At 63.5% G+C, this 19,358-nt stretch carries 19 protein-coding genes; 5 read left to right on the top strand and 14 right to left on the bottom strand.

The annotated features are described in order from the left end of the window. Positions 1–2: 2 nt before the first annotated feature. Positions 3–986 carry an NUDIX hydrolase gene (locus ACFELO_RS09990; RefSeq protein ID WP_440957621.1) on the bottom strand — a complete coding sequence of 328 codons (984 nt, stop codon included), beginning with the start codon at positions 984–986 and terminating at the stop codon, positions 3–5. Beyond that, entirely contained in the window at positions 983–1,639 is a 657-nt protein-coding gene (locus ACFELO_RS09985; RefSeq protein WP_440957620.1) for a YfbR-like 5'-deoxynucleotidase, read from the bottom strand. The genes ACFELO_RS09990 and ACFELO_RS09985 overlap by 4 nt, the downstream gene beginning before the upstream one ends. Before the next feature lie 95 nt (positions 1,640–1,734). Between ACFELO_RS09985 and ACFELO_RS09980 the strand changes: the two genes are divergently transcribed. The 3 genes from ACFELO_RS09980 (at position 1,735) to ACFELO_RS09970 (ending at position 4,418) form a co-directional block, all read left to right on the top strand. Beyond that, a complete protein-coding gene (locus tag ACFELO_RS09980; RefSeq protein ID WP_440957619.1) occupies positions 1,735–2,571 on the top strand; it encodes a universal stress protein in 837 nt (278 codons plus the stop codon). Positions 2,572–2,606: 35 nt separating this feature from the next. Continuing rightward, a complete protein-coding gene (locus ACFELO_RS09975; protein ID WP_440957618.1) occupies positions 2,607–2,987 on the top strand; it encodes a hypothetical protein in 381 nt (126 codons plus the stop codon). Positions 2,988–3,206: 219 nt separating this feature from the next. Further along, on the top strand, positions 3,207–4,418 hold the full coding sequence (locus ACFELO_RS09970; RefSeq protein ID WP_440957617.1) for an ammonium transporter: 1,212 nt from the start codon (positions 3,207–3,209) through the stop codon (positions 4,416–4,418). Between the two features lie 97 nt (positions 4,419–4,515). On the opposite strand, the gene ACFELO_RS09965 is transcribed toward ACFELO_RS09970, so the two are convergent. From ACFELO_RS09965 to ygfZ, 4 genes are all read right to left on the bottom strand, one after another. After that, complete coding sequence (locus ACFELO_RS09965; protein ID WP_440957616.1) at positions 4,516–5,577, bottom strand: hypothetical protein; 1,062 nt, start codon at positions 5,575–5,577, stop codon at positions 4,516–4,518. Position 5,578: 1 nt separating this feature from the next. After that, positions 5,579–6,724: a beta-ketoacyl-ACP synthase III gene (locus tag ACFELO_RS09960; protein WP_440957615.1), complete on the bottom strand. Its 1,146-nt coding sequence runs from the start codon at positions 6,722–6,724 to the stop codon at positions 5,579–5,581. A gap of 91 nt (positions 6,725–6,815) precedes the next feature. Next, the gene (locus ACFELO_RS09955; protein WP_440957614.1) at positions 6,816–7,382 is read right to left on the bottom strand and encodes a DNA-3-methyladenine glycosylase I; all 567 of its coding nucleotides are present in this window, start codon (positions 7,380–7,382) and stop codon (positions 6,816–6,818) included. Positions 7,383–7,450: 68 nt separating this feature from the next. Beyond that, complete coding sequence (ygfZ, locus tag ACFELO_RS09950; protein ID WP_440957613.1) at positions 7,451–8,278, bottom strand: CAF17-like 4Fe-4S cluster assembly/insertion protein YgfZ; 828 nt, start codon at positions 8,276–8,278, stop codon at positions 7,451–7,453. A 91-nt stretch (positions 8,279–8,369) separates the two neighbouring features. Here ygfZ and ACFELO_RS09945 point away from each other — a divergent pair, with 91 nt between their 5' ends. Then, complete coding sequence (locus ACFELO_RS09945; RefSeq protein WP_440957612.1) at positions 8,370–9,338, top strand: glycosyltransferase family 9 protein; 969 nt, start codon at positions 8,370–8,372, stop codon at positions 9,336–9,338. A gap of 47 nt (positions 9,339–9,385) precedes the next feature. On the opposite strand, the gene ACFELO_RS09940 is transcribed toward ACFELO_RS09945, so the two are convergent. The 4 genes from ACFELO_RS09940 to ACFELO_RS09925 form a co-directional block, all read right to left on the bottom strand. After that, the gene (locus ACFELO_RS09940) at positions 9,386–11,353 is read right to left on the bottom strand and encodes a methyl-accepting chemotaxis protein (RefSeq protein WP_440957611.1); all 1,968 of its coding nucleotides are present in this window, start codon (positions 11,351–11,353) and stop codon (positions 9,386–9,388) included. Between the two features lie 155 nt (positions 11,354–11,508). After that, the gene (locus ACFELO_RS09935) at positions 11,509–11,901 is read right to left on the bottom strand and encodes a TIGR02301 family protein (protein WP_440957610.1); all 393 of its coding nucleotides are present in this window, start codon (positions 11,899–11,901) and stop codon (positions 11,509–11,511) included. Positions 11,902–11,950: 49 nt separating this feature from the next. Continuing rightward, complete coding sequence (locus ACFELO_RS09930) at positions 11,951–13,915, bottom strand: methyl-accepting chemotaxis protein (protein WP_440957609.1); 1,965 nt, start codon at positions 13,913–13,915, stop codon at positions 11,951–11,953. A 110-nt stretch (positions 13,916–14,025) separates the two neighbouring features. After that, positions 14,026–14,427, bottom strand: a complete 402-nt coding sequence (locus ACFELO_RS09925; protein ID WP_440957608.1) for an NUDIX hydrolase — start codon at positions 14,425–14,427, stop codon at positions 14,026–14,028. A gap of 37 nt (positions 14,428–14,464) precedes the next feature. Between ACFELO_RS09925 and ACFELO_RS09920 the strand changes: the two genes are divergently transcribed. Then, entirely contained in the window at positions 14,465–15,124 is a 660-nt protein-coding gene (locus ACFELO_RS09920; protein ID WP_440957607.1) for an SOS response-associated peptidase, read from the top strand. On the opposite strand, the gene ACFELO_RS09915 is transcribed toward ACFELO_RS09920, so the two are convergent. From ACFELO_RS09915 to ACFELO_RS09900, 4 genes are all read right to left on the bottom strand, one after another. Further along, a complete protein-coding gene (locus ACFELO_RS09915; RefSeq protein ID WP_440957606.1) occupies positions 15,121–16,161 on the bottom strand; it encodes a patatin-like phospholipase family protein in 1,041 nt (346 codons plus the stop codon). The genes ACFELO_RS09920 and ACFELO_RS09915 overlap by 4 nt on opposite strands. A 2-nt stretch (positions 16,162–16,163) precedes the next feature. Further along, positions 16,164–16,964: a 3-hydroxybutyrate dehydrogenase gene (locus ACFELO_RS09910; RefSeq protein ID WP_440957605.1), complete on the bottom strand. Its 801-nt coding sequence runs from the start codon at positions 16,962–16,964 to the stop codon at positions 16,164–16,166. Between the two features lie 95 nt (positions 16,965–17,059). After that, positions 17,060–17,839: a peroxide stress protein YaaA gene (yaaA, locus tag ACFELO_RS09905; protein WP_440957604.1), complete on the bottom strand. Its 780-nt coding sequence runs from the start codon at positions 17,837–17,839 to the stop codon at positions 17,060–17,062. An 82-nt stretch (positions 17,840–17,921) separates the two neighbouring features. Further along, positions 17,922–19,322 carry an FAD-binding oxidoreductase gene (locus tag ACFELO_RS09900; protein ID WP_440957603.1) on the bottom strand — a complete coding sequence of 467 codons (1,401 nt, stop codon included), beginning with the start codon at positions 19,320–19,322 and terminating at the stop codon, positions 17,922–17,924. Positions 19,323–19,358 lie beyond the last annotated feature (36 nt).

Below are 19,358 nucleotides of genomic sequence, written 5' to 3'. Positions count from 1 at the left end.
GGTCAATTGTCCTTCGCGCGGGGAATGGAGAGCCCCAGGGCGGCGCCTGCGGTCAGGTTTTCGCGGGCGAAGCGATAGAGCTCGGCAGGGCGACCGCCGGTCTGGCTCTCCACCCGTCCCGTACCCGCCACAAAACCAGCGCGGTCCAGTGCGCGGCGGAAATTCTGCTTGTGCAGGGTGAAGCCGGAGACGGATTCCACGACCCGCTGCAGGTCGGACAGGGTGAAGCTTTCCCCCATCAGTTCGAACACCACGGGGCGGTATTTGATCTTGCCGCGCAGGCGCGAGAGGGCGGTGGCGAGGATGCGGCGATGGTCAGACGCCATGGCGACGCCCAGGCCGTCCGGCGCCGCATTGGGTTCGCCCCGATCCCGCGCCGCTTCGGTCACGAGCCCGGCTTCGTAAAGCAGCTCATAGCGATCGAGCGCCCGTTCTTCATTCCACAGCGCGCCATCCAGCCCGAAGGTCGCCCGCACCCGGTCAAAGCGTGCGGCGCGGCGCCCGGGGGCGGCGGCTTCATCACACCAGGAGCGCAAGGCGGGCTCGATGACTTTCGTGAGCACGGCCGGGCGCCCGCAGCGATGATCTTCCCACGGAAAGAACCGTTTCCAGCTGTCCCAGTGGGCCTCGGAGGTGTTGAGCGGGCGCGCTTCCGGGGTCAGGCCCAGATAGCCCACTGACAGGACGCGGGCGTCCTGCGCGCCGGCCAGCGCCGCCAAAGGCGCTTCGCGGCCCCGGTCGCCGAAGGTGTAGAGTTGTTCCACATAGCCAAGCTCGAACCCGGTTTGATCTCGCACCCATTCACGCAGGCCGATCTCGAATGTGCGGTGGGCGCTGGGGTCAAACGGACCGAAGGGCAGGGCGGGCTCGCCCCCCTCGACGCTTTCGGTCACCAGCACTTTGAGGTCGCCTTCGGACGCCGCAAAGATCACCGCGTTCAGGCCCACGACGAGCGGCTGGATAGCGGCGTTCAGATCGGGCTTCATCGACCGAGCTCCGCTTCAGTCAGGGCGTGAAGCTCTGAAAACCGCTGCAGAAACAGCGCCTGCGCCGCCTTCACCGGCAGCGGGTTGATCTCGACCTTCGCATCCACCGGCGGGCGGCCAAAGAGCTTGCGTCCTTCGTCAACAGAGAAACCAGCAATCTGTACAGCTTCATGATAGGCGCAGATCCGATCGGCGCGCTTGATCACGGTCTTGATGGTTTTGGGCAGTTCAGGCGGCAAGCCGTATCGCATGTGGATCGCCCCCTCCAGCCGGGCCTCGAACGCCTTGTAGTCATAGCCCAAAGCGGCCTTGAAGGGCGAGATCATATCGCCAATGACATATTCGGCGGCGTCATGCAGAAGGGCGGCGAGCCGCCATTTCATGGGCCAGTCCGGTTCGAGAAGGCCGCACAGCTGCTCCACGACGACCGAGTGCTCGGCGACAGAAAAGGCGTGATCGCCCATCGTCTGCCCGTTCCAGCGCGCTACCCGGGCCAGACCCTGGGCGATGTCATCGATCTCCACGTCAAAGGGTGAAGGGTCCAGTAGGTCCAGCCGACGCCCCGACAGCATGCGCTGCCAGGCCCGGACCGGTTTGTCGGTCGCCGCTTTGCCCTCTTTTCGTGCTGACCGCGCCACTTTGTCCCGCTCCATTCGGCTTTCACTCAATTCCGTCGTATCGTGAAACAGCGTAAGTTCAAGGATAGCTGCTGAACATTGGCGGCGTCACAACCCCTTGGGAGGATTTGATGAAGCCCGAACGCATTCTGGTCGCCCTGCAAGGCTCTGACAGCGATGCTACGCCGCTGAAAGCCGCATGTGCGCTGGCGCCCCTGTTTGATGCGGACCTGCGGGGGCTGTTCGTCGAACCGGACCCCGCCGCCTACATGCTCTGGACAGGTCCCGGCGCAGCCGGCGCCTCTGTTGTCTCCTCCGCTATCGATACGGTGCGCGAGGAAGCCGCCAAAGCGTGTGAAGAGGCGAGTGCGTCCTTTGACGCCGCGATCAAGGCGCATGATCTGGGCGAGTCCGCGAGTTTCAAGCGTGTCATCGACAGCCCGTCCGAAGCTGCAGAACAGGCGCGCCTGGTGCGTCTGCTGGTGACTTGTCCGCGCGCCGCCGCCGGACGTGGTCCGCTGGCGGATTTCACCGCCGCCTGCATGGTCGAGGAAGGCTGCCCCATCTATGTGCCGCGGCAGGGCGCCATCCCGCCCAAGCGCATTGCGGTGGCCTGGGACGGCTCCAAGGAGGCGTCTCGCGCCGCCTTTGCCGCCGCGCCCCTGTTCCGTGAAGGCGTTGAGGTGACGGTGCTGCACAGCGCCCGGAATCTTGATTATCACGACCGTGCTGCGTCCGCCCCCAATCGTCTGACGCACTGGCTGGCGGCGCGTGGCGTGACCGCGAAAACGCAAGAGATCGACGGCAAGGGCGGTCTTGGCGATGCGCTTCTGGAGGCGGCTGACAAGGCTGATCTTCTGGTCGCCGGCGCCTATGGCCATTCCCGGATCGCCCAGTTCATGTTTGGCGGGGTGACGCGACAACTTCTGACCGCCGAGCATGGCCCGTCCCTGCTGATGGCGCACTAACCCTTTTATAGAAAAGACGATCTGAGGAGGCTGGAATGGCTTTGACCCGTCTGACCCTGCGGCTCAGCCGCAACCCTGATGCGGGATATCCCGGCGGCGATGATTCGCGTGGCTATGTGATCACCGCGCCGCTCGACAAGGACGGCAAGCTCGATACCGAGCTGTGGCGCGCCCATAAGAAAGCCTGCACCGTCATTCGTTTCTCGCCGGACGAGGACGAGAAGGCGGATGGCTGGCTGACCCATCGCGGCGCCAACTGGTTCTTCCATTACGACGAAGAGCAGGAAGGCCCGGATGAGCCGGTGTACAAGCTCGGTGAACACACCCTGCGCCACGGCGATTACGTGACCATCCACGAAGCGGATGGCGATGACCTTGTCTACAAGATCACTGAAGCGACTGAGGTGAACGGCTAGGCCGCGCCTCATCCTGTAACGTGAAGCCCCGGCGCTGCAGACGCCGGGGCTTTTTTTATGGTCCGTCCCGGTTTGCGCCCTTGCTCGAACTGCGTGCAAGGGCGCCTTTGTTTTGAGCGGATGCGATCAGCTGCATCTCAAAATGCGGGTTGAGCGCTGACTCGTCGTCCGGCGCGGGCGCAAGTTTGTCCGTGCATTCGGGCGAAGAGGAGCGCGAGTATGGATCAGGTTCAGTTTTCAGGCGGCGATGTGGCGTGGATTCTCACGGCGTGCGCGCTGGTCTTGATGATGACCCTGCCGGGGCTCGCCCTGTTCTATGGCGGCATGGTGCGCCGTCAGAACGTACTCTCCACGCTGATGCAGTCTCTGGGCGCGGCCATGGTGGTATCTCTGGTCTGGGTGATTGCAGGCTATTCCTTCGCCTTCTCGGGCGACGGCGCGCTGTTTGGCGGTTTCGGCAAGGTCTTTCTGAACGGATTGAACCTTGAAAGCGAAGCGGCGGGCCTGCCCGAAGCGGTGTTCATCCTGTTTCAGATGACCTTTGCGATCATCACCGTGGCGATCATCGCCGGCGGTGCAGCAGAGCGTCTCAGCTTCAAGGCCTGGATGGTGTTCGCACCCATCTGGCTGCTGGTGGTCTATGCGCCGATTGCGCACTGGGTCTGGGGTGAAGGGTTCTTGTACGACGCAGGCGTGCTGGATTTCGCGGGAGGGGCCGTGGTCCATATCAACGCCGGTGTAGCGGGTCTGGTGCTGGCGCTTAAGCTGGGCCCGCGGCGCGGCTGGCCCAAAGAGGGCCAGCCGCCCCACAATCTCGTGCTGACCGTGATCGGCGCCGGTCTTCTGTGGGTGGGCTGGTTCGGCTTCAATGGCGGCTCGGCGCTAGGCGCGAACGCACTGGCGGCCCATGCCGCTCTCGTGACCCAGATTGCGGCGGCGGCTGCGGCCCTGACCTGGGCGATCCTGGAATGGGTGATGCGCGGCAAACCGTCTGTGCTGGGCGCAGCATCGGGCGCCATTGCGGGTCTTGTCGGCATCACGCCGGCGGCCGGCTTTGTCGAGCCTTACGCCGCCTTCCTGATCGGCGTGCTGACGACGCTGGTGGCCTATTGGGGCGTCACCGGCCTGAAGAAGCTGGGCAAGTATGATGACAGCCTGGATGCGTTCGGCCTGCACGGCGTGGGCGGTTTCGCGGGCGCAATCCTGACCGGGGTTTTCGCCAGCTCCGCCATCGGCGGAACGCCCGGCGCGGTGGAAGGCAATGTCATGCTGGTGTTCACCCAGACCTGGGGCGCGCTGGCGGCTGCGGCATGGTGCGGCATCGCCACCTTCGCCATTCTGTGGCTGATGGAACGGGTGATGAAGTTGCGGGTTGAAGAAGAAGACGAGGTCACCGGCCTCGATGTGGCGCTGCACGGGGAGAGCGCCTGACACACATTCGCCGGGCGATGGCTCCACAGCCGCCCGGCGCACAGTTTCCTCCCTGACTGGTCCCGCTTCGGCTTTCGCCAAAGCGGGATCTTTTTTATCAGATCGCCAGCAGGGTCCGGACGAAGGCGGTCAGCGCCTTCACCGAGGTCGTTTCTTCGTTGGAATGGTAGTTATAGGTCGGCAGCTGCAGCGTCGCTCCGGCATACTGGCCCTGGCTGTCCGCGGTGATGCGCCCGAGCTCGGTCAGGCCCATGGATTTGAGCGGCAGCTCGCGACGGGCGCGGGCGTCGTTTTCCCGCGCGATGAAGCTGTCCTTGAAGATCATCGGCGCGCCCGCGCGGCTGGCCGCGCTTTCAAGCCGGGTCACCATCGCATCGTGAAAGCTCGACGTGGCGTCGCGACGGCGCAGGATGACCGCGCCCGCCATGCAGGCGGCAGCGTCATCAAAGGGGGAGGTGTCGCACACCACCAGTTCCTTGGTAGGCTTGAGCCCGCCCGCCTGCGCCCAGTTCAGGAAGTGTGTGGCGGAGCGGCCGATCTCTTCCTCGGCGGTGGCGATGATCGTGCCCTTCAGACCGAATTCTGCGGCGATGCGCAGGGCGGCGAGGGAGACCGGATTATCCAGCTGACCCGAGACATGGCCGGACTTGTTGCGCGTCACATCGCGCGCAAACGCGACAGGCGTGCCGCCCGGCAGCGGAGGCAGGTCCTCGATGTCGACAATCAGACGGTTCTGTTCGTCGATCCGGGCGCGCTTGATATTGCCATAGGCGAGGCGGCCGCCCGTCTTGCGGTCGTAGGCGAAGACGTCCTCGCCCTCATAGCGTTTGGAGACGGTGGCGGCGAATGCCTCGGTATGGGTGGCGGCGTCGGAATACTTGGTGTTCTTCACCGCCTGGGCGGCGTAGACGGCGGCGCCGTCCTCCGCGATCACAGCGCCATGACGGTCCGCATGCGCCAGATAGACCGGGCCGGGCTCAGACAGCGTGATGACGCACAGATTTTGCGGTCGGTCGACCGTGCAGCCCAGAGCCGAGAAATCACGCGCCAGATGGTCGAGGAAAGGCGTTTCGTGCCCGACCACGGATGGGAAGTCGAGATACTCGTTGGTCTTCGCCAACACGCGGGCGAAAAGCGTGCTATCGGCGGGCTGGTTCACCTCAGAGCCGCTCCACAAAGACGGTGCCGGCGGAGTATCCGGCGCCGAAGGAACAGATCACGCCTTTTTCACCGGCCGCAAAGTCATCGGAATGCTTGTGGAAGGCGATGATGGAGCCAGCCGATGAGGTGTTGGCGTATTCGTCCAGAATGGTCGGCGCATCCTCGCCGCCGGCCTCGCGACCAAACACCTTCTTGGCAATCATCAGGTTCATATTGATGTTCGCCTGATGCAGCCAGACACGGCGCATGTCGTCCGCCTCAAGGCCCAGCTCGCCCATATGCGTGCGGATCATCTCCGACACCATCGGCACGACTTCCTTGAACACCTTGCGGCCCTCCTGGACGAACAGCTTGTCATCCTTGGGCGCGAGCAGGTTTTCCTGACCCGCTTCGCCGGTGGGGCGTTCGGTCCGGTTCAGGAAGCCGAAATTGTTGCGGATATTGTTGGAGAACTTGGTCTTCAGCTTGGTGCCGATGATGCGCCAGCCGCTTTCGCCCAGATCCTCGCGTTCGAGCAGGATCGCAGTCGCCACATCGCCGAAGATGAAGTGGCTGTCGCGGTCACACCAGTTCAGGTGCGCCGAGCAGATTTCCGGGTTCACCACCAGAATGGCGCGGGCATGGCCGGCGGCGATCTGGTCCGCCGCGGTCTGGATGCCGAAGGTGGCCGAAGAGCAGGCGACGTTCATGTCAAAGCCGAAGCCGTCTTCGATGCCCAGTGCGTCCTGGATTTCCACGGCGACCGCCGGATAGCCGCGCTGCAGATTGGAGGCGGCGACGATCACCCCGTCCACATCGGCTGCAGTCTTGCCAGCGCGCTGGAGCGCATCCTGACAAGCCTTCACGCCGATTTCGGCCAGGGTGGAGATTTCGGTGTTCTCGCGCGCCGGAATGAAGGGCTTCATCCGCCTGGTGTCGAGCACGCCATCCTTGTCGATGACGTAACGCGACTTGATGCCGGAGGCTTTCTCGACAAATTCGGCGGACGACGGAGACAGAGGCGCAATCTCGCCCGCTTCGATCGCGGCCGCATGCTCCTGATTGTACTGGGCGACGTAGGCGTTGAAGCTTTCCACCAGCTCTTCATTGGAAATGGAGTTGGCTGGCGTCCACAAGCCTGTGGAACGAATAACGGCCGCGGTCATGAAAGGCTCCGACGCAAGATTCTATCACTTGAAGGAGCGCAACTTAGCCGCACCTGCGCCGCAGCGCCAACCGCTTCCACGCAGCAAAAGGCTATTTTGTAACTTCCCTGTGACGATGGCAGGAGGTGATGTGGTCATTCACCATGCCAACCGCTTGCATGAAGGCATAGACGATCACCGGGCCGCAAAACTTAAACCCGCGTTTCTTAAGGTCTTTCGAGAGGGTCTGGCTCAACTCGGTCTGGGCGGGAACGTCCGCCATGCTCGCAAAGCGGTTCACCTTGGGCGCGCCGCCCATATAGCCCCAAAGATAGTCGGAGAAGTCCTCTCCGCGCTCGGCCATGTCCAGATAGACCTGCGCATTGCCGATGGCGGCGTTGATCTTGGCGCGGGAGCGTATAATGCCGGGATTGGCGAGCAGGCGCTCCATGTCGGTCGCGTCATAGCGGGCGATCCGTTCGGGATCGAAGCCATGAAAGGCTTCGCGCAGGGTGTCGCGCTTGCGCAGAATGGTGATCCAGGCGAGCCCGGCCTGGAACCCGTCCAGGATCAGCTTTTCCCAGAGCGCTCGGGAATCCCACTCCGGCACGCCCCATTCCGTGTCATGATAGGCGACATAGAGCGGGTCATCCCCGCACCACGAGCAGCGCTCGGTCATGGTGATCTCCTTTTGTTCCGCATCTAGCCGGGTCTCATCGGCGCTGACAAGACAAAAAGAAGGCGGGGTCAAAGCGCGTCAGGATCGTCCAGAAGGCGCACCGGCGCGGTCCCGACCGTCAGGGCGTCGCCTGCATCCAGCCCCTCTTTCAGCCGATCAATCCGAAGGCGGGCGAGGGCGTGTCCGCCAGTAGAACTTGTGATTGCGCCCAGAGCCGTCTCTCCCGCGCTCACCTCGTCGCCGGGGTTCAGCCCATCCGCCTGAAGACGCACAGTGCGTTTGCGCACGCCACCCTTGCGGTGCATCCGGCTGGCGACTTCCTGGCCGACAAAGCAGCCTTTCTTGTAATTGATGCCCGCGAGAAGGTCGTGGTTCACATCGGTGGAGAACACGTCTGACGGGCCGTAATCGCTGCCCATTTCAGGCACGCCTGCGCTGATGCGCGCCAGATGATAGGCATCGAGATCGGCATCCGGTCCGCCTGCAGGCGCAATGGCGCGCCAACCGGCTTCAGCCTTGCGCGGATCGGGGGCGGCGCTCAGCGCGACCGTCCTGAGTTCCTCGATGCTTTCGCCCGCAGCAGCGATGACAGACAGGTCCTCACGCCGTTCAATCGTGGCGTCCGCGCGCATGCGATAGAGGGTGAAACGTTTGACAAGCATGTCCGCTTCGCTTGCGGGCACGTCAAACAAGAGCCCTTCATCACCGTCATCAAAGAGGATGAGGTCGGCCATCACCTTGCCCTGCGGGGTCAGGAGGGCGGAGAACATCGCCTTGCCCGGCGCCACCCCCTCCGGTCCATTGGTCAGAACGCGCTGGAGAAAGCTGCGCGCCTCCGCTCCGGTGACGGAGAGAACAGCGCGGTCGGGCAGGGAAGTCAGAAAGGCCTGGGTCATGCCCGTTAGATGGGGGTGAAGCGGTTCGCGGATCAAGAGGGCGCGCTTCAGACTGGCGCCCGGCGCGATGTCAGGCTAAGTGCGTCCCCCCATGACGCGCATCCTTTTCATCACCGCCACCCGCATCGGCGACGCCATCATGAATATGGGCGTGCTCGATCATCTGATCGCGGCGCATCCGGATGCCCGTATCACCGTGGGCTGTGGTCCGCTGGCTGCGCCGCTTTTCCGCGCCATCCCGCAAGTCGAGCGGGTGATCGTGATGGCCAAGCAGAAGGGCGGCGGCCACTGGATCAAGCTGTGGCGGGAAAGCGTAGGCCATCGCTGGGATGTGGTGGTGGATATGCGCGGCTCGCTGACGAGCTGGTTCCTCTGGGCGGGGAAGCGCTTTGTGAAGCGTCCAAACCCCAAGGCGGGCATTCGCCACCGGGTGGAAGAGGCGGCTGACGTGCTGGGTCTGGACACCGCGCCTGACACCCGGCTCTGGATTGACGCAGAGGGCCAGTCGCGCGCCGACGCCGAACTGCCCGCCGATCAGACGGTTCTGGCGCTATCGCCAGCCGCGTCAGCCGTGTTCAAGGAATGGGCGCCAGAGCGCTTTTCCGAGCTGGCCTTGCGCCTGACCGCTGAAGACGGGCTTTTGCCTGGCGCGGCGATCGCCATCTTTGGCGGGCCCGGCGATGAAGCGCGGGCCGAGGCGGTGAAGGCGGGGCTTGAAACGCGCACGGTGATCGACCTGACCGGTCAGCTGGATCTGGTGGAGGCGGCGGCCTGCCTGAAGCGCGCAGCGCTGTTTGTGGGCAATGATAGCGGGCTGATGCATATGGCGGCCGCAGCAGGCACGCCGACGCTGGGCCTGTTCGGTCCGACTGATGAGCGGTTGTACGCCCCCTGGGGCAAGCGGGCGCGGATCGTTCGGGCCGGCGACCGGTTTGACGAACGCGACCGTCGCGCCCTGGCCGACAGCTCCAGGCAGACGCTCATGGGCGCCTTGCAGGTGGATGCGGTGGAGCGCGCCGCCGAGGCTCTGATGTCGGACACAGCTGAGAACCGCGCATGAAAAAGGCGGCGTCGCCGCCGCCTTTTCCGATCCCGTGACGCTGCGTTTTACGCTGCGCGCACCGTATTGAGGAAGCGCGAGACTTCCGTTCGCAAGCTTTCCGCATTCTCCAGCAGCAGACGCGCCGAGGTGTTGACCGCTTCGGCGACAGAGGCGGATTCATTCACCGCCGTCTGAACGCCCGCAATGTCTTCAGAGACCGTACGCGCGCCGTCAGCCGCCTGCTGGGCGCTCGAGGAGATTTCCCCGGTCGCCGAGGTCTGCTCTTCCACCGCAGCCGCCAGCGCCTGGGTGGTGCTGTCGATTTCCTGAATCCGCCCGATGATGTCGCGGGTGGAGGTGATGGCGTCCCCGGACGTGACGCGGATCTCGCTCAGGCGTTTGCCGATTTCCTCGGTCAGCTTCTGGGTCTGCGCCGCCAGCGCCTTGACCTCGCTGGCGACCACAGCAAAGCCGCGACCGGCTTCACCGGCTCGGGCCGCCTCGATGGTGGCGTTGAGGGCCAGAAGATTGGTCTGTTCGGCCACATCATTGATGGAGCCCAGGATTTCGTCCACGCCCGCGACGGCGGTGTTCAGGCGATCCAGTTGCTCGCCGCTCTTGGACGCCTGGCTGTTGGAGGCGCGCGCCGCTTCGGCCGAGGACGCGACCTGGCTTGAAACTTCCCGGATGGAGGCGGTCAGCTCTTCAGCGGCTGAGGCCACAGCCTCGACGCTGCCGCTCGCCTGTTCGGCGGCGGACGCCACCGAAGTTGAGCGCTGACCGGCGGCATCCACGGCGCCGTTCAGGGTGATCGAGCGGTCGCCCAGATCATTGGCGGCGGACGACAGGGCTTCGATGACTGCGCCGACCTGAGCCTCGAAAGCGTTCGCCATCTGCATCATTTCCGCCCGGCGGTCGGCCTCGGTGCGCGCCTTCAGTTCGGCCTGCTCGGCTTCCATGCGCTCCATTTCCACGGCCTGATCGCGGAAGACGACCAGAGCCTGGGCCATTTCACCTATCTCGTCGCTGCGTTCCGCGCCCTCGATGTGCACGGACTTGTCGCCCGCCGCGAGGGTGCGCATCGCCTCGGTGATCGCCCTCAGCGAGCCGGACATGCGCGTGGCGATCAGGAAGGCCGCGATCAGCGCCAGCAGCACCGCGATCACCGACGCGCCGATGACGACGGTCTGGGTCGTGGTCAGGGTTTGCTCGCCGCTGCCGCCCAGCTCTTCCTGCCGCGCAATGATGGCCAGGCGCGCATTCTCGGAGCCCGTCGCCATGTCGGGGCCCAGCTCGTCCATTCGGTTCATCGCCTGGTTGCGGGCGCGGGTGGCGCTCAGTACGCCGTTGAAGCTTGAGATGTAGAGCTCTACGCGACCGATGGCTTCCGTTGTCAGGGCGCGCCGTTGCGGGTTCTCAACCCGCGGCAGGAGCGTGGTCAGCGCTTCAAGAGAGGCCTGAAGTTCGGTCGTGGTCTCCAGGGCGTAGTCTTCGCGCGAGCTGTTGATATAGCGCTCGGCGTAGAAGCGCCCCAGCATCAGCTTTTCCTGTGCGCGACCGGCATAGAAGGAATCCTCGGTGGCATTGTCCGCATACGCGCTTTCCATCAGATCGGTGATGTTCTGGCGGACGACGGGGCCATGCTCGGCCATGACCGCATAGTGACGGTCCCGTTCAGCCTGCGATTGCCGGGCCGCCTCAAACGCCTCGCGATAGGACCGGGCCTGATCTGCGAGTTCCGTCTGGTTCTGCGCTTCTGCGCTGCTGATGAATTGTGAGATCAGTGCGGAGAATTCTTCGGCCTTGGAGGCGTTGTTGGTGGTGCGCCAGTTGAAGGCAGCGCCGCGCGCAGTCGCGAGGTCCACCTTCATGCCGTTTACCTGCAAGCTGTCTTGCGACACGCTTTGATATTGATGGAACACGCCGCCCAGCACGTTCACGCCAACGGCGCCGATTGCGCCGATGATGAGAACGAACAGCGCCAGTCCGGTAAAGGCAGCAAACAATTGCTGCTTCAGATTCAGCTTCAACATGGTGAATACCAACCACTTCAACAAATCCCCAAAGGTGAAGCAAGGGTTGGCGGATTTCGACTTTGCACAGAGTTAACGCCGGACGCTGATCACCAGTCTTTGGCAGCATATAATTATTCGGCGTCGGGTGCGGGCGGACGGTGTCCGGGCGTGCTTCAGTTCAGATAGGTCCGGCGCAATTGCTCGCTCAGGGCTTCGCCTTCGATGGCGAGGCTCTGGCGGACCATTTCCTCTTCCGCGCCACAGCGCGGCGAGCGGCGTTCCTGAATGCGGAAACCTTCATTGAACCGGTCGACGAGCCGTTGCCGATAGCTGCCGCGCGTGGGGGCTTCATGGTCGAGCAATTCGACCATGGCGTCGCGCCAGGCCTGAGACTGGCGGCCTTTGCAGGCGAAATCGAGATAGTGCATCTCGCCCATCACCCGCGCCAGGGATTCCACCGGATACGGGTCTTCATAGCCCGGAGGGCGACGGATCGTCTGCGCCTCGCTGAGCGGGGCAAGGATGAGCGTCAGCCCGAGGGCCAGAAGGAGCGGTCTCAAGATCATCCCCTGTTCCTGTACGCTGAACAGGGCGAATTCAAGGCCTTTCGGCGCGTCAGGCCGCGCGAACCGTGCTCAGGAAGCGCTGGACTTCAGTGCGCAGATGTTCCGAATTGGATTTCAGCGCGCTGGCGGCGGTGCTCACTTCATCGGACACGGTGGAGGTTTTCTGAACCGAACCCTGAATGTCGGTGATGTCGCTGGTGACAGTCCGGGCGCCTTCCGCCGCCTGCTGGGCATTGGCGGAGATTTCGCCCGTCGCCGCGCTTTGCTCTTCGACGGCGGCGGAGAGCGCCTGGGTCGTCCGGTCAATCTCCTGAACCTGGCCGAGAATGTCCCGCGTGGCGGAGATGGCGTCATTGGAGGTGGAGCCGATCTCGTTCAGACGGTCGGCGATCTGCTCGGTCAGTTTCTGTGTCTGGGTGGCGAGCGCTTTGACTTCGCTGGCCACGACGGCGAACCCTTTGCCGGCTTCACCGGCGCGGGCAGCCTCGATGGTGGCGTTCAGCGCCAGCAGATTGGTCTGGTCGGCGACGGCGTTGATTGCCTGGACGATCTCGTCCACGCCTGCGACGGCGGTATTGAGACGGTCGAGTTGCTGGCTGCTGATCTCGGCGCGCGCATTGGAGGCTTGCACGGCGCTGGCGGAATTGGCGACCTGTCCGGCGATCTCGCGGATCGAGGCTGTCAGCTCTTCTGCGGCGGACGCCACCGCCTCGACATTGCCGGACGCCTGTTCTGCTGCTGCTGCGACAGAAGACGCGCGGACATTGGTGTTGTCCACATTGGTGTTGAGGATCTGGGAGCGGGTCTGCATTTCCTGCGCGGCGTCAGACAGGGATTGGATGACGGACCCGACCTGATTTTCGAACTGATCGGCGAGATCCATCATGGCGGCTTTGCGTTCCCTGGCGGCGCGCGCTTCAGCCTCTTTCTGTTCGGCCTGCAAACGGTCCACTTCCAGCGCCTGATCGCGGAAGACGGCAAGGGCTCGCGCCATATCGCCGATTTCGTCCGCCCGCTCGGTTCCGGCGACTTTGATGGTCTTGTCGCCACCGGCCAGTTTCGTCATGGACTCGGTGATCTTGCGGATCATGCCTGACAGACCGTCGGAAACCAGAACGCCCATGACGATGGACAGGATCAGGATCAGACCGGAAGCGGCGATCACCATCAGCTCGGTCTGACGCACTTCGGCTTCGGCGCGCGGGCCCAGCTCGTTCTGGTGGTTGACGCTCTCGATCCGCGCTTCTTCCGCGATGGCCTCCATGACCGGACCGATCCGGTCGAGCTCGGCCAGGGCGAGATTACGGTCGAAAATGGCTGTAGCAGCTGCGCTGAAAGCGGTTTCGAATTGCGCCAGTTCATCGATTGCGCTTTGAGCGAGGGCGCGCCGTGCCGGGTTTTCCAGTTCGAGCAGCAGGGCGTCCAGTTCGGAGCGAGCCAGCTCGAACTCTGAAACCGCACGCTGTGAATCCGCTTCGGTATTGGTGCGCAGAAAGCGTTCCGCATAATAGCGGCCCAGCATCAGGTGCTCCTGCGCCAGACCAGCGCGATAGGCCGCTTCAACATCGCCGTCCGTATAGGCGGAGCGCATGACTTCGCTGAGCTTCATGCGCAATTGGGGGCCCATGGCGGATTGCGTCGCGTAATGACCGTCGCGAATTTGCTGATGGCTGATCGCTTCACGGAAATAGGACCGATATTCATCGGCATGGGCGTGTTCTTCATTCATGCCTTGCAGGTCAGCGTCGTGAATGAAGATTTCGATCTGCTCGTCAAAGCGCTGGGCGTGTTCCTCGCTTTGATTGGTGCGCCAGATAAAGGCGGAGCGCCGGGCGGATTCCAGACGCAATTTCATGTCGTTGTAGATCAGGCTGGCGCGCGCTGTCTGGCGATAATCATCAAAAATCTGACCCATGGTTCGTGCGCCAAAGGCGCCGAATGCGCCTACCACTAGAACCAGAGCGGCCACGCCTGCAAAGGCGGCCAGCAATTTGTGCCTCAAGGTCAGTTTCATCTTCGCCCTCATCTGCGATACGCAGGCATGTATTTATTCATTCGTGAGGGTGGGGGTTAACCTCCTAACAGACCGTCAAGCACTGAGCGTTATCGAGGCGGATAAGACCTTTATCCTATGCGCTTTTCCGCACTCTGCCGGAGCGCCGTCCGGGTATCGTCCCAGGCGACGAGGTCGCAGGCTTTCTCAAAGGGGAAGAAGGCGGCGTCCAACGCGTCATCGCCCGCCTGTGGTTCGCCGCTGATCCAGCAGGCCGAGAAGTCCGCCATCACGAAATGGCCGTGCTCTGTGATGGATTCAAAGACATCGATCAGGGTTTCGACCTTTGCAATGACCCCGGTCTCTTCCCTGACTTCACGCAGGCCGGCCTGATGCAGGGTTTCGCCAAACTCCACCTTGCCGCCGGGGATGGACCAGCAGCCCTGAAAGGGCGGATTGGCGCGGCGGATCAGCAGCACGTCCTCCTCGCGCCAGACCACAAGGCCGACACTGATGCGGGGCAGTTGCTTCATGCTTGACCTCTGAGGCTGACAGGGCGAGGAGACAGATATGTGCGGTCGTTATGTCATGAGTTTGAGCCTCGTCCAGCTGGAAGCCCTGTTCGGCAAGCTGGATCGGTTGAACTTTCCGCCCACCTGGAACGCCGCGCCCACACAGGCTTTGCCGATCGTCCGGCTGGGGCGGGCCGCCGACTTTCGGCTTACAAATGTGCGCTGGGGGCTCGTGCCGCACTGGTCAAAGACCGGGCCGGACGGCGCCAAGCCGCTGATCAATGCGCGTGCGGAAACCGCAAGCGACAAACCCAGCTTCAGACAGGCGCTGCAGCGTCGTCGCGCGCTGATCCCGGCGGACGGCTTCTATGAATGGTCCAGGGACGAGGCTGGGGGCAAGCAGCCCTGGTACATCACCCGCACCGACGGTCAGCCCATGGTGATGGCAGGCGTGTGGGAGCGCTGGGGCGAGGGGGCGGACCGGGTGGATAGCTTCGCCATCCTCACAACCGCGGCCAGCAATGATATCGCCTCGATCCACCATCGCAGCCCGGTCTTCATTCCTGAAGGACGCTTTGCGGACTGGCTGAACCCCGAGACCGACCCTCAGCCCTTCCTGACGGCCCCGCCCGAGGGCTATCTGAGCCTGCGCAAGGCCTCAAAGCGGGTGAATGGCGTGCGTGAGGACGATCCGGGGCTGATCGAAGGCGAGGATTAGCGGTTCTGGCTCAGGAACTCGGCGTGCAGGTCGACGCTTGATTGCTTGCCCACCTTGTCTGAACTGGTGTCCAGCCAGTCTTTCGCCGCCTCACGCCCCCGGTCGCGCAATTCGGTCAGAAAGCTCCAGCTCGTCTCATATTTGCTCGAAGCGGGATAGGCCGAGATCGCGTCATCGGCGCGGATCGAATGCACGCGCATATTGCGCAGCTGCATCTGGCGCGGATCCTTCAGCAAGTCATCCCGGATCAGACGCTGGACAAAGGCGACGGCGCGCAATTCCGCCAGAAGGCTGGCGTTGAACGTGATCTCGTTGACGCGGTTGAGGATGTCCTCGGCCGATTTGGGCGTGCCGGGGCGCACCATCGGATTGATGTGCACGATCAGAAGGTCATGCGGTGCGTCGGCGTAAAACAGCGGCCAGAGCGCCGGATTGCCGGTGAAGCCGCCATCCCAGAATGGCTCGCCCTTGATCTCCACCGCCTGATGGATGAAGGGCAGGGTGGCTGACGCCCGCACCGCATCACGGGTCACCTCGTCGCCGGAAAACACCTTGCTGCGCCCGGTGGTCACGCAGGTCGCGGCGATGAAGAGCTGGATTTCTGCGCAGTCATGGATGGCGTCAAAGTCGATCTGCCGGTCCAGTATTTCCATCAGCGGATCATAGCCGAACGGATTGGTGTCATAGGGGCTGGTGAGACGCGTCAGAGCATCCAGCCAGGGCGCGAAAAACGACAGGCCCGGCGCGCGCAGAAAGCCGCCGCCTGCGCGTGAGACGGCGCGCCAGAAATCATCCAGCGCCTGCCTTGCGCCTTCATCACCGCCTCTCACCCGGCCCATGACCAGCGCGCAAGCGTTCATGGCGCCGGCGCTGGTGGCGCTGATGGCTTTGGGGGCGATGCGTCCGTCTTCGAGAAGGGCGTCCAGAACGCCCCAGGTGAACGCGCCATGGGCGCCGCCGCCTTGCAGGGCGAGCGAGACGGGGCGGGGCGTCTTCGACCGTTTGCGGGTCGACGAAGAGGAAGCCGACCCGGTCATCGCTATTTGGCGGTCCAGCCGCCATCAATGGTGATGGCGTTGCCGTTCACATTCGCTCCGTCATCACTGACCAGATACAGGAGCGCACCGACCAGCTCGCTATAGGTGACGAACTTCTTGGTGGGCTGGGCGGCCAGCATGACGTCGCGTACCACTTCCTCTTCGGAAATGCCGCGCGCCCTGGCTGTGTCGGCGATCTGGTTCTCAACGAGCGGCGTCTTCACATAGCCCGGATTAATGCAATTCACCGTGATGCCCGCTTCGGCGGTTTCCAGCGCGACCGTCTTGGTCAGCCCCATCAGGCCGTGCTTGGCCGACACATAGGCCGCTTTGAACGGGCTGGCGCGCAAGGCGTGGGCGGAGGCGATGTTGACGATGCGGCCCCGGCCCTGAGCCTTCATGACCGGCACGGCGTGCTTGATCGTGTGAAAGGCGCTGGTGAGGTTGATGCCGATAATGGCGTCCCACTTTTCGGTGGGGAATTCGTCCACCGGCGCCACATGCTGGATGCCGGCGCAGTTGACCAGAATGTCGAGACGGCCCAGCTCCCGCGACGTAAACGCGATCAGATCCTCGATCTCGTCCGGCTTGAGCATGTTGGCGCCGTGATACAGCACCTTGACGCCATAGGTGTCCGCGAGACGCTTGCGCTCAGCTTCGATCGCATCAGGATCACCCAGACCATTGAGCACGATATCGGCGCCATTGGCCGCCAGACCCTCGGCCATATGCAGGCCGATGCCGGATGAAGAGCCGGTGATGACGGCGGCATGGCCGGACAGGTCCACACGGATCGAGCTCATAGACAGGTCTCCAGAAGAGGGGATTGCAGAGCTTCAACAGGTGATGAATTTCGTAGCCGCGTCAAGTCCGGAACGCTCCTGATATCAGGTGCGGACTAGCTTTTCTTCGGCGGTTGCGGGCGGGTGAAGAGCAGTTTGTCCGGCGTCGATCCGTCACGATCAAACCGGTAGCCTTCCGCATTGAACTGCGGCAGCTGGTCGGGGTCCTCGATCCGGTTCTCGATGATCCAGCGCGCCATCATGCCGCGGGCCTTCTTGGCGAACACCATCAGGGCGCGCAGCTGGCCGTCCTTCTCTTCCTTGAAGTCAACGCTGATCACCGGAACGCCCAGTGATTTCAGCTTCGCCGCCTTGGAATATTCGTTGGACGCCAGATTGATCACGGCCTTGGACGGATGCCCCTCCAGATCAGCGCTCAGCTGGTTGGCGATATCCTCGCCCCAGAAATCATAGAGATTGCCGCCCTTGGGCGTTTTCAGCTTCGTGCCCATCTCCAGCCGATAGGGCTGGACCGTGTCGAGCGGCCGCAGAACACCGTACAGGCCCGACAGTATGCGCAGGCGCTGTTGCGCCCATTGCAGGTCTTCAGAGCTGAGGGATGGGGCGTCGAGGCCGGAATAGACCTCGCCATTGAACGCCATCGCCGCCGGGCGGCCCTCGGTGCTGTCGGGATCAAACGCCTTGAATCGCTCGCGGTTCAGATCGGCCAGATCATCGCTGAGATGCATCAGGGCTTTGATCTTGGAGGCCGTCAGCTTCGCCGTGGTTTTTGACAGCTCTTTCGTCCGGTCCATCAGGGCCGGGCGGGTCGCGGTCGGGGCATGGCCGCGTTCGGAAAAGTCGAGCTTTTTGGCGGGCGAAAGCAGAATCAGCATGGGCATCTCCGTCAGGTATGAGGCAGAGATAGGGGCCGAGCCCCTGCGGCGCCAATCAATTTAGCCGGTCGGAGTCATAGGCTCAGTCTATACCCAGCATGATCCGCGGGTTCATGATGGCGTTGGGGTCGAGCGTCTGTTTGATGGCGCGCATCACGGCCACTTCGACGGGCTTGCGCCGGGCCAGCTCCTCGCGCTTGAGAACGCCTACGCCGTGCTCGGCGCTGATCGAGCCGCCATGCTTGTCCACCAGATCATAGATGGCTTCAGTGACCGGGGCGCAGCTCGCCACGAAATCATCGCCCGAGCCGGGCGTTTTGCGGGCCACGTTGAAATGGACATTGCCGTCGCCCACATGGCCGAACGCGATGATCAGGGCTTCGGGCAGCATGGCTTCGGCTTTCGCGGTCGCTTCCTCCATGAAGGCGGGCATGCGCGAGACCGGCACGGAGACATCGTGCTTGGCGGCCTTGCCATGGGCTTTCTCCGCTTCGGGAATGCCCTCGCGCAGGGCCCAGAACTCGGCCATTTGCGCTTCGGTCTGCGCCAAAGCGGCATCCGAGACGAGGCCCTTTTCAAAGGCGGTCTCCAGCGCGCTTTCCATCAGGGACTGGGCGCGGTCTGTTTCCGGGCTCACCAGCTCGATCAGCACGGTCCAGGCGGGGTCTGAATCCAGCGGATGGCGCGCGCCGGGCAGGTGATGCACGGCGAGATCGAGCCCGATCTTCGGCATCAGCTCGAACGCGGCGACCGAGCCCGTGGTTTCTTTCATATGGCCCAGAAGCTCAACCGCTTGGGCCGGGCTTTCAACGGCGGCGATGGCGACCGCGGTGGAGGCAGGGCGCGCGAACAGCTTCAGCGTTGCGGCGGTGACAACGCCCAGCGTGCCTTCCGCCCCGATGAAGAGCTGTTTGAGGTCATAGCCCGTATTGTCCTTGCGCAGACCGGACAGGTCCGACAGGACGCGGCCATCGGGCAGCACGGCTTCAAGCCCCAGCACCAGCTCGCGCATCATGCCATAGCGCAAAACATGCACGCCGCCGGCATTGGTGGAGATCAACCCGCCAATCATCGCCGAGCCTTGCGCGCCCAGAGACAGCGGGAACAGCTTGCCGCGCGCCTTGGCGGCGTCCTGCACGCTTTCCAGAATGGCGCCCGCCTCACAGGTCAGGGAGTCGTTGTCTGTATCGATGGTGCGGATCTGGTTCATCCGCTTGAGCGACAGCACCACCTCGCCCTGAGGCGTCGAACCGCCGACCAGCCCCGTATTGCCGCTTTGCGGGATGACGGTCACGCCGCCCGCATTGCACAGCGACAGGATGCGGCTCACCTCATCCGTCGTAGACGGTTTGAGCAGGAGCGGCGAGGCGCCCTGATAACGCCCGCGCCAGTCACGCACATGCGGGGCGAGCTCGTCAGGATCCTCGCTCCAGGCTTTGGGGTCGAGGGCGGCTTTGATCTGGGAGAGGGTGTTCGTGCTCATGGCGGCAGTGTGCAACCGCCGCATTGAATAGAACAA

Origin of the sequence: Oceanicaulis sp. LC35 (genome assembly GCF_052055585.1) — a bacterium.
Classification (GTDB): domain Bacteria; phylum Pseudomonadota; class Alphaproteobacteria; order Caulobacterales; family Maricaulaceae; genus Oceanicaulis.
This window is presented reverse-complemented; position numbering and strand designations above follow the sequence as displayed.

What these genes read in the sequence shown, in the direction of transcription:
- ACFELO_RS09990 (WP_440957621.1), bottom strand. Translation starts at nt 986, where the DNA reads ATGAAGCCCGATCTGAACGCCGCTATCCAGCCGCTCGTCGTGGGCCTG.
- ACFELO_RS09985 (WP_440957620.1), bottom strand. Translation starts at nt 1,639, where the DNA reads ATGGAGCGGGACAAAGTGGCGCGGTCAGCACGAAAAGAGGGCAAAGCG.
- ACFELO_RS09980 (WP_440957619.1), top strand. Translation starts at nt 1,735, where the DNA reads ATGAAGCCCGAACGCATTCTGGTCGCCCTGCAAGGCTCTGACAGCGAT.
- ACFELO_RS09975 (WP_440957618.1), top strand. Translation starts at nt 2,607, where the DNA reads ATGGCTTTGACCCGTCTGACCCTGCGGCTCAGCCGCAACCCTGATGCG.
- ACFELO_RS09970 (WP_440957617.1), top strand. Translation starts at nt 3,207, where the DNA reads ATGGATCAGGTTCAGTTTTCAGGCGGCGATGTGGCGTGGATTCTCACG.
- ACFELO_RS09960 (WP_440957615.1), bottom strand. Translation starts at nt 6,724, where the DNA reads ATGACCGCGGCCGTTATTCGTTCCACAGGCTTGTGGACGCCAGCCAAC.
- ACFELO_RS09955 (WP_440957614.1), bottom strand. Translation starts at nt 7,382, where the DNA reads ATGACCGAGCGCTGCTCGTGGTGCGGGGATGACCCGCTCTATGTCGCC.
- ygfZ (WP_440957613.1), bottom strand. Translation starts at nt 8,278, where the DNA reads ATGACCCAGGCCTTTCTGACTTCCCTGCCCGACCGCGCTGTTCTCTCC.
- ACFELO_RS09945 (WP_440957612.1), top strand. Translation starts at nt 8,370, where the DNA reads ATGACGCGCATCCTTTTCATCACCGCCACCCGCATCGGCGACGCCATC.
- ACFELO_RS09940 (WP_440957611.1), bottom strand. Translation starts at nt 11,353, where the DNA reads ATGTTGAAGCTGAATCTGAAGCAGCAATTGTTTGCTGCCTTTACCGGA.
- ACFELO_RS09935 (WP_440957610.1), bottom strand. Translation starts at nt 11,901, where the DNA reads ATGATCTTGAGACCGCTCCTTCTGGCCCTCGGGCTGACGCTCATCCTT.
- ACFELO_RS09930 (WP_440957609.1), bottom strand. Translation starts at nt 13,915, where the DNA reads ATGAAACTGACCTTGAGGCACAAATTGCTGGCCGCCTTTGCAGGCGTG.
- ACFELO_RS09925 (WP_440957608.1), bottom strand. Translation starts at nt 14,427, where the DNA reads ATGAAGCAACTGCCCCGCATCAGTGTCGGCCTTGTGGTCTGGCGCGAG.
- ACFELO_RS09920 (WP_440957607.1), top strand. Translation starts at nt 14,465, where the DNA reads ATGTGCGGTCGTTATGTCATGAGTTTGAGCCTCGTCCAGCTGGAAGCC.
- ACFELO_RS09915 (WP_440957606.1), bottom strand. Translation starts at nt 16,161, where the DNA reads ATGACCGGGTCGGCTTCCTCTTCGTCGACCCGCAAACGGTCGAAGACG.
- ACFELO_RS09910 (WP_440957605.1), bottom strand. Translation starts at nt 16,964, where the DNA reads ATGAGCTCGATCCGTGTGGACCTGTCCGGCCATGCCGCCGTCATCACC.
- yaaA (WP_440957604.1), bottom strand. Translation starts at nt 17,839, where the DNA reads ATGCTGATTCTGCTTTCGCCCGCCAAAAAGCTCGACTTTTCCGAACGC.
- ACFELO_RS09900 (WP_440957603.1), bottom strand. Translation starts at nt 19,322, where the DNA reads ATGAGCACGAACACCCTCTCCCAGATCAAAGCCGCCCTCGACCCCAAA.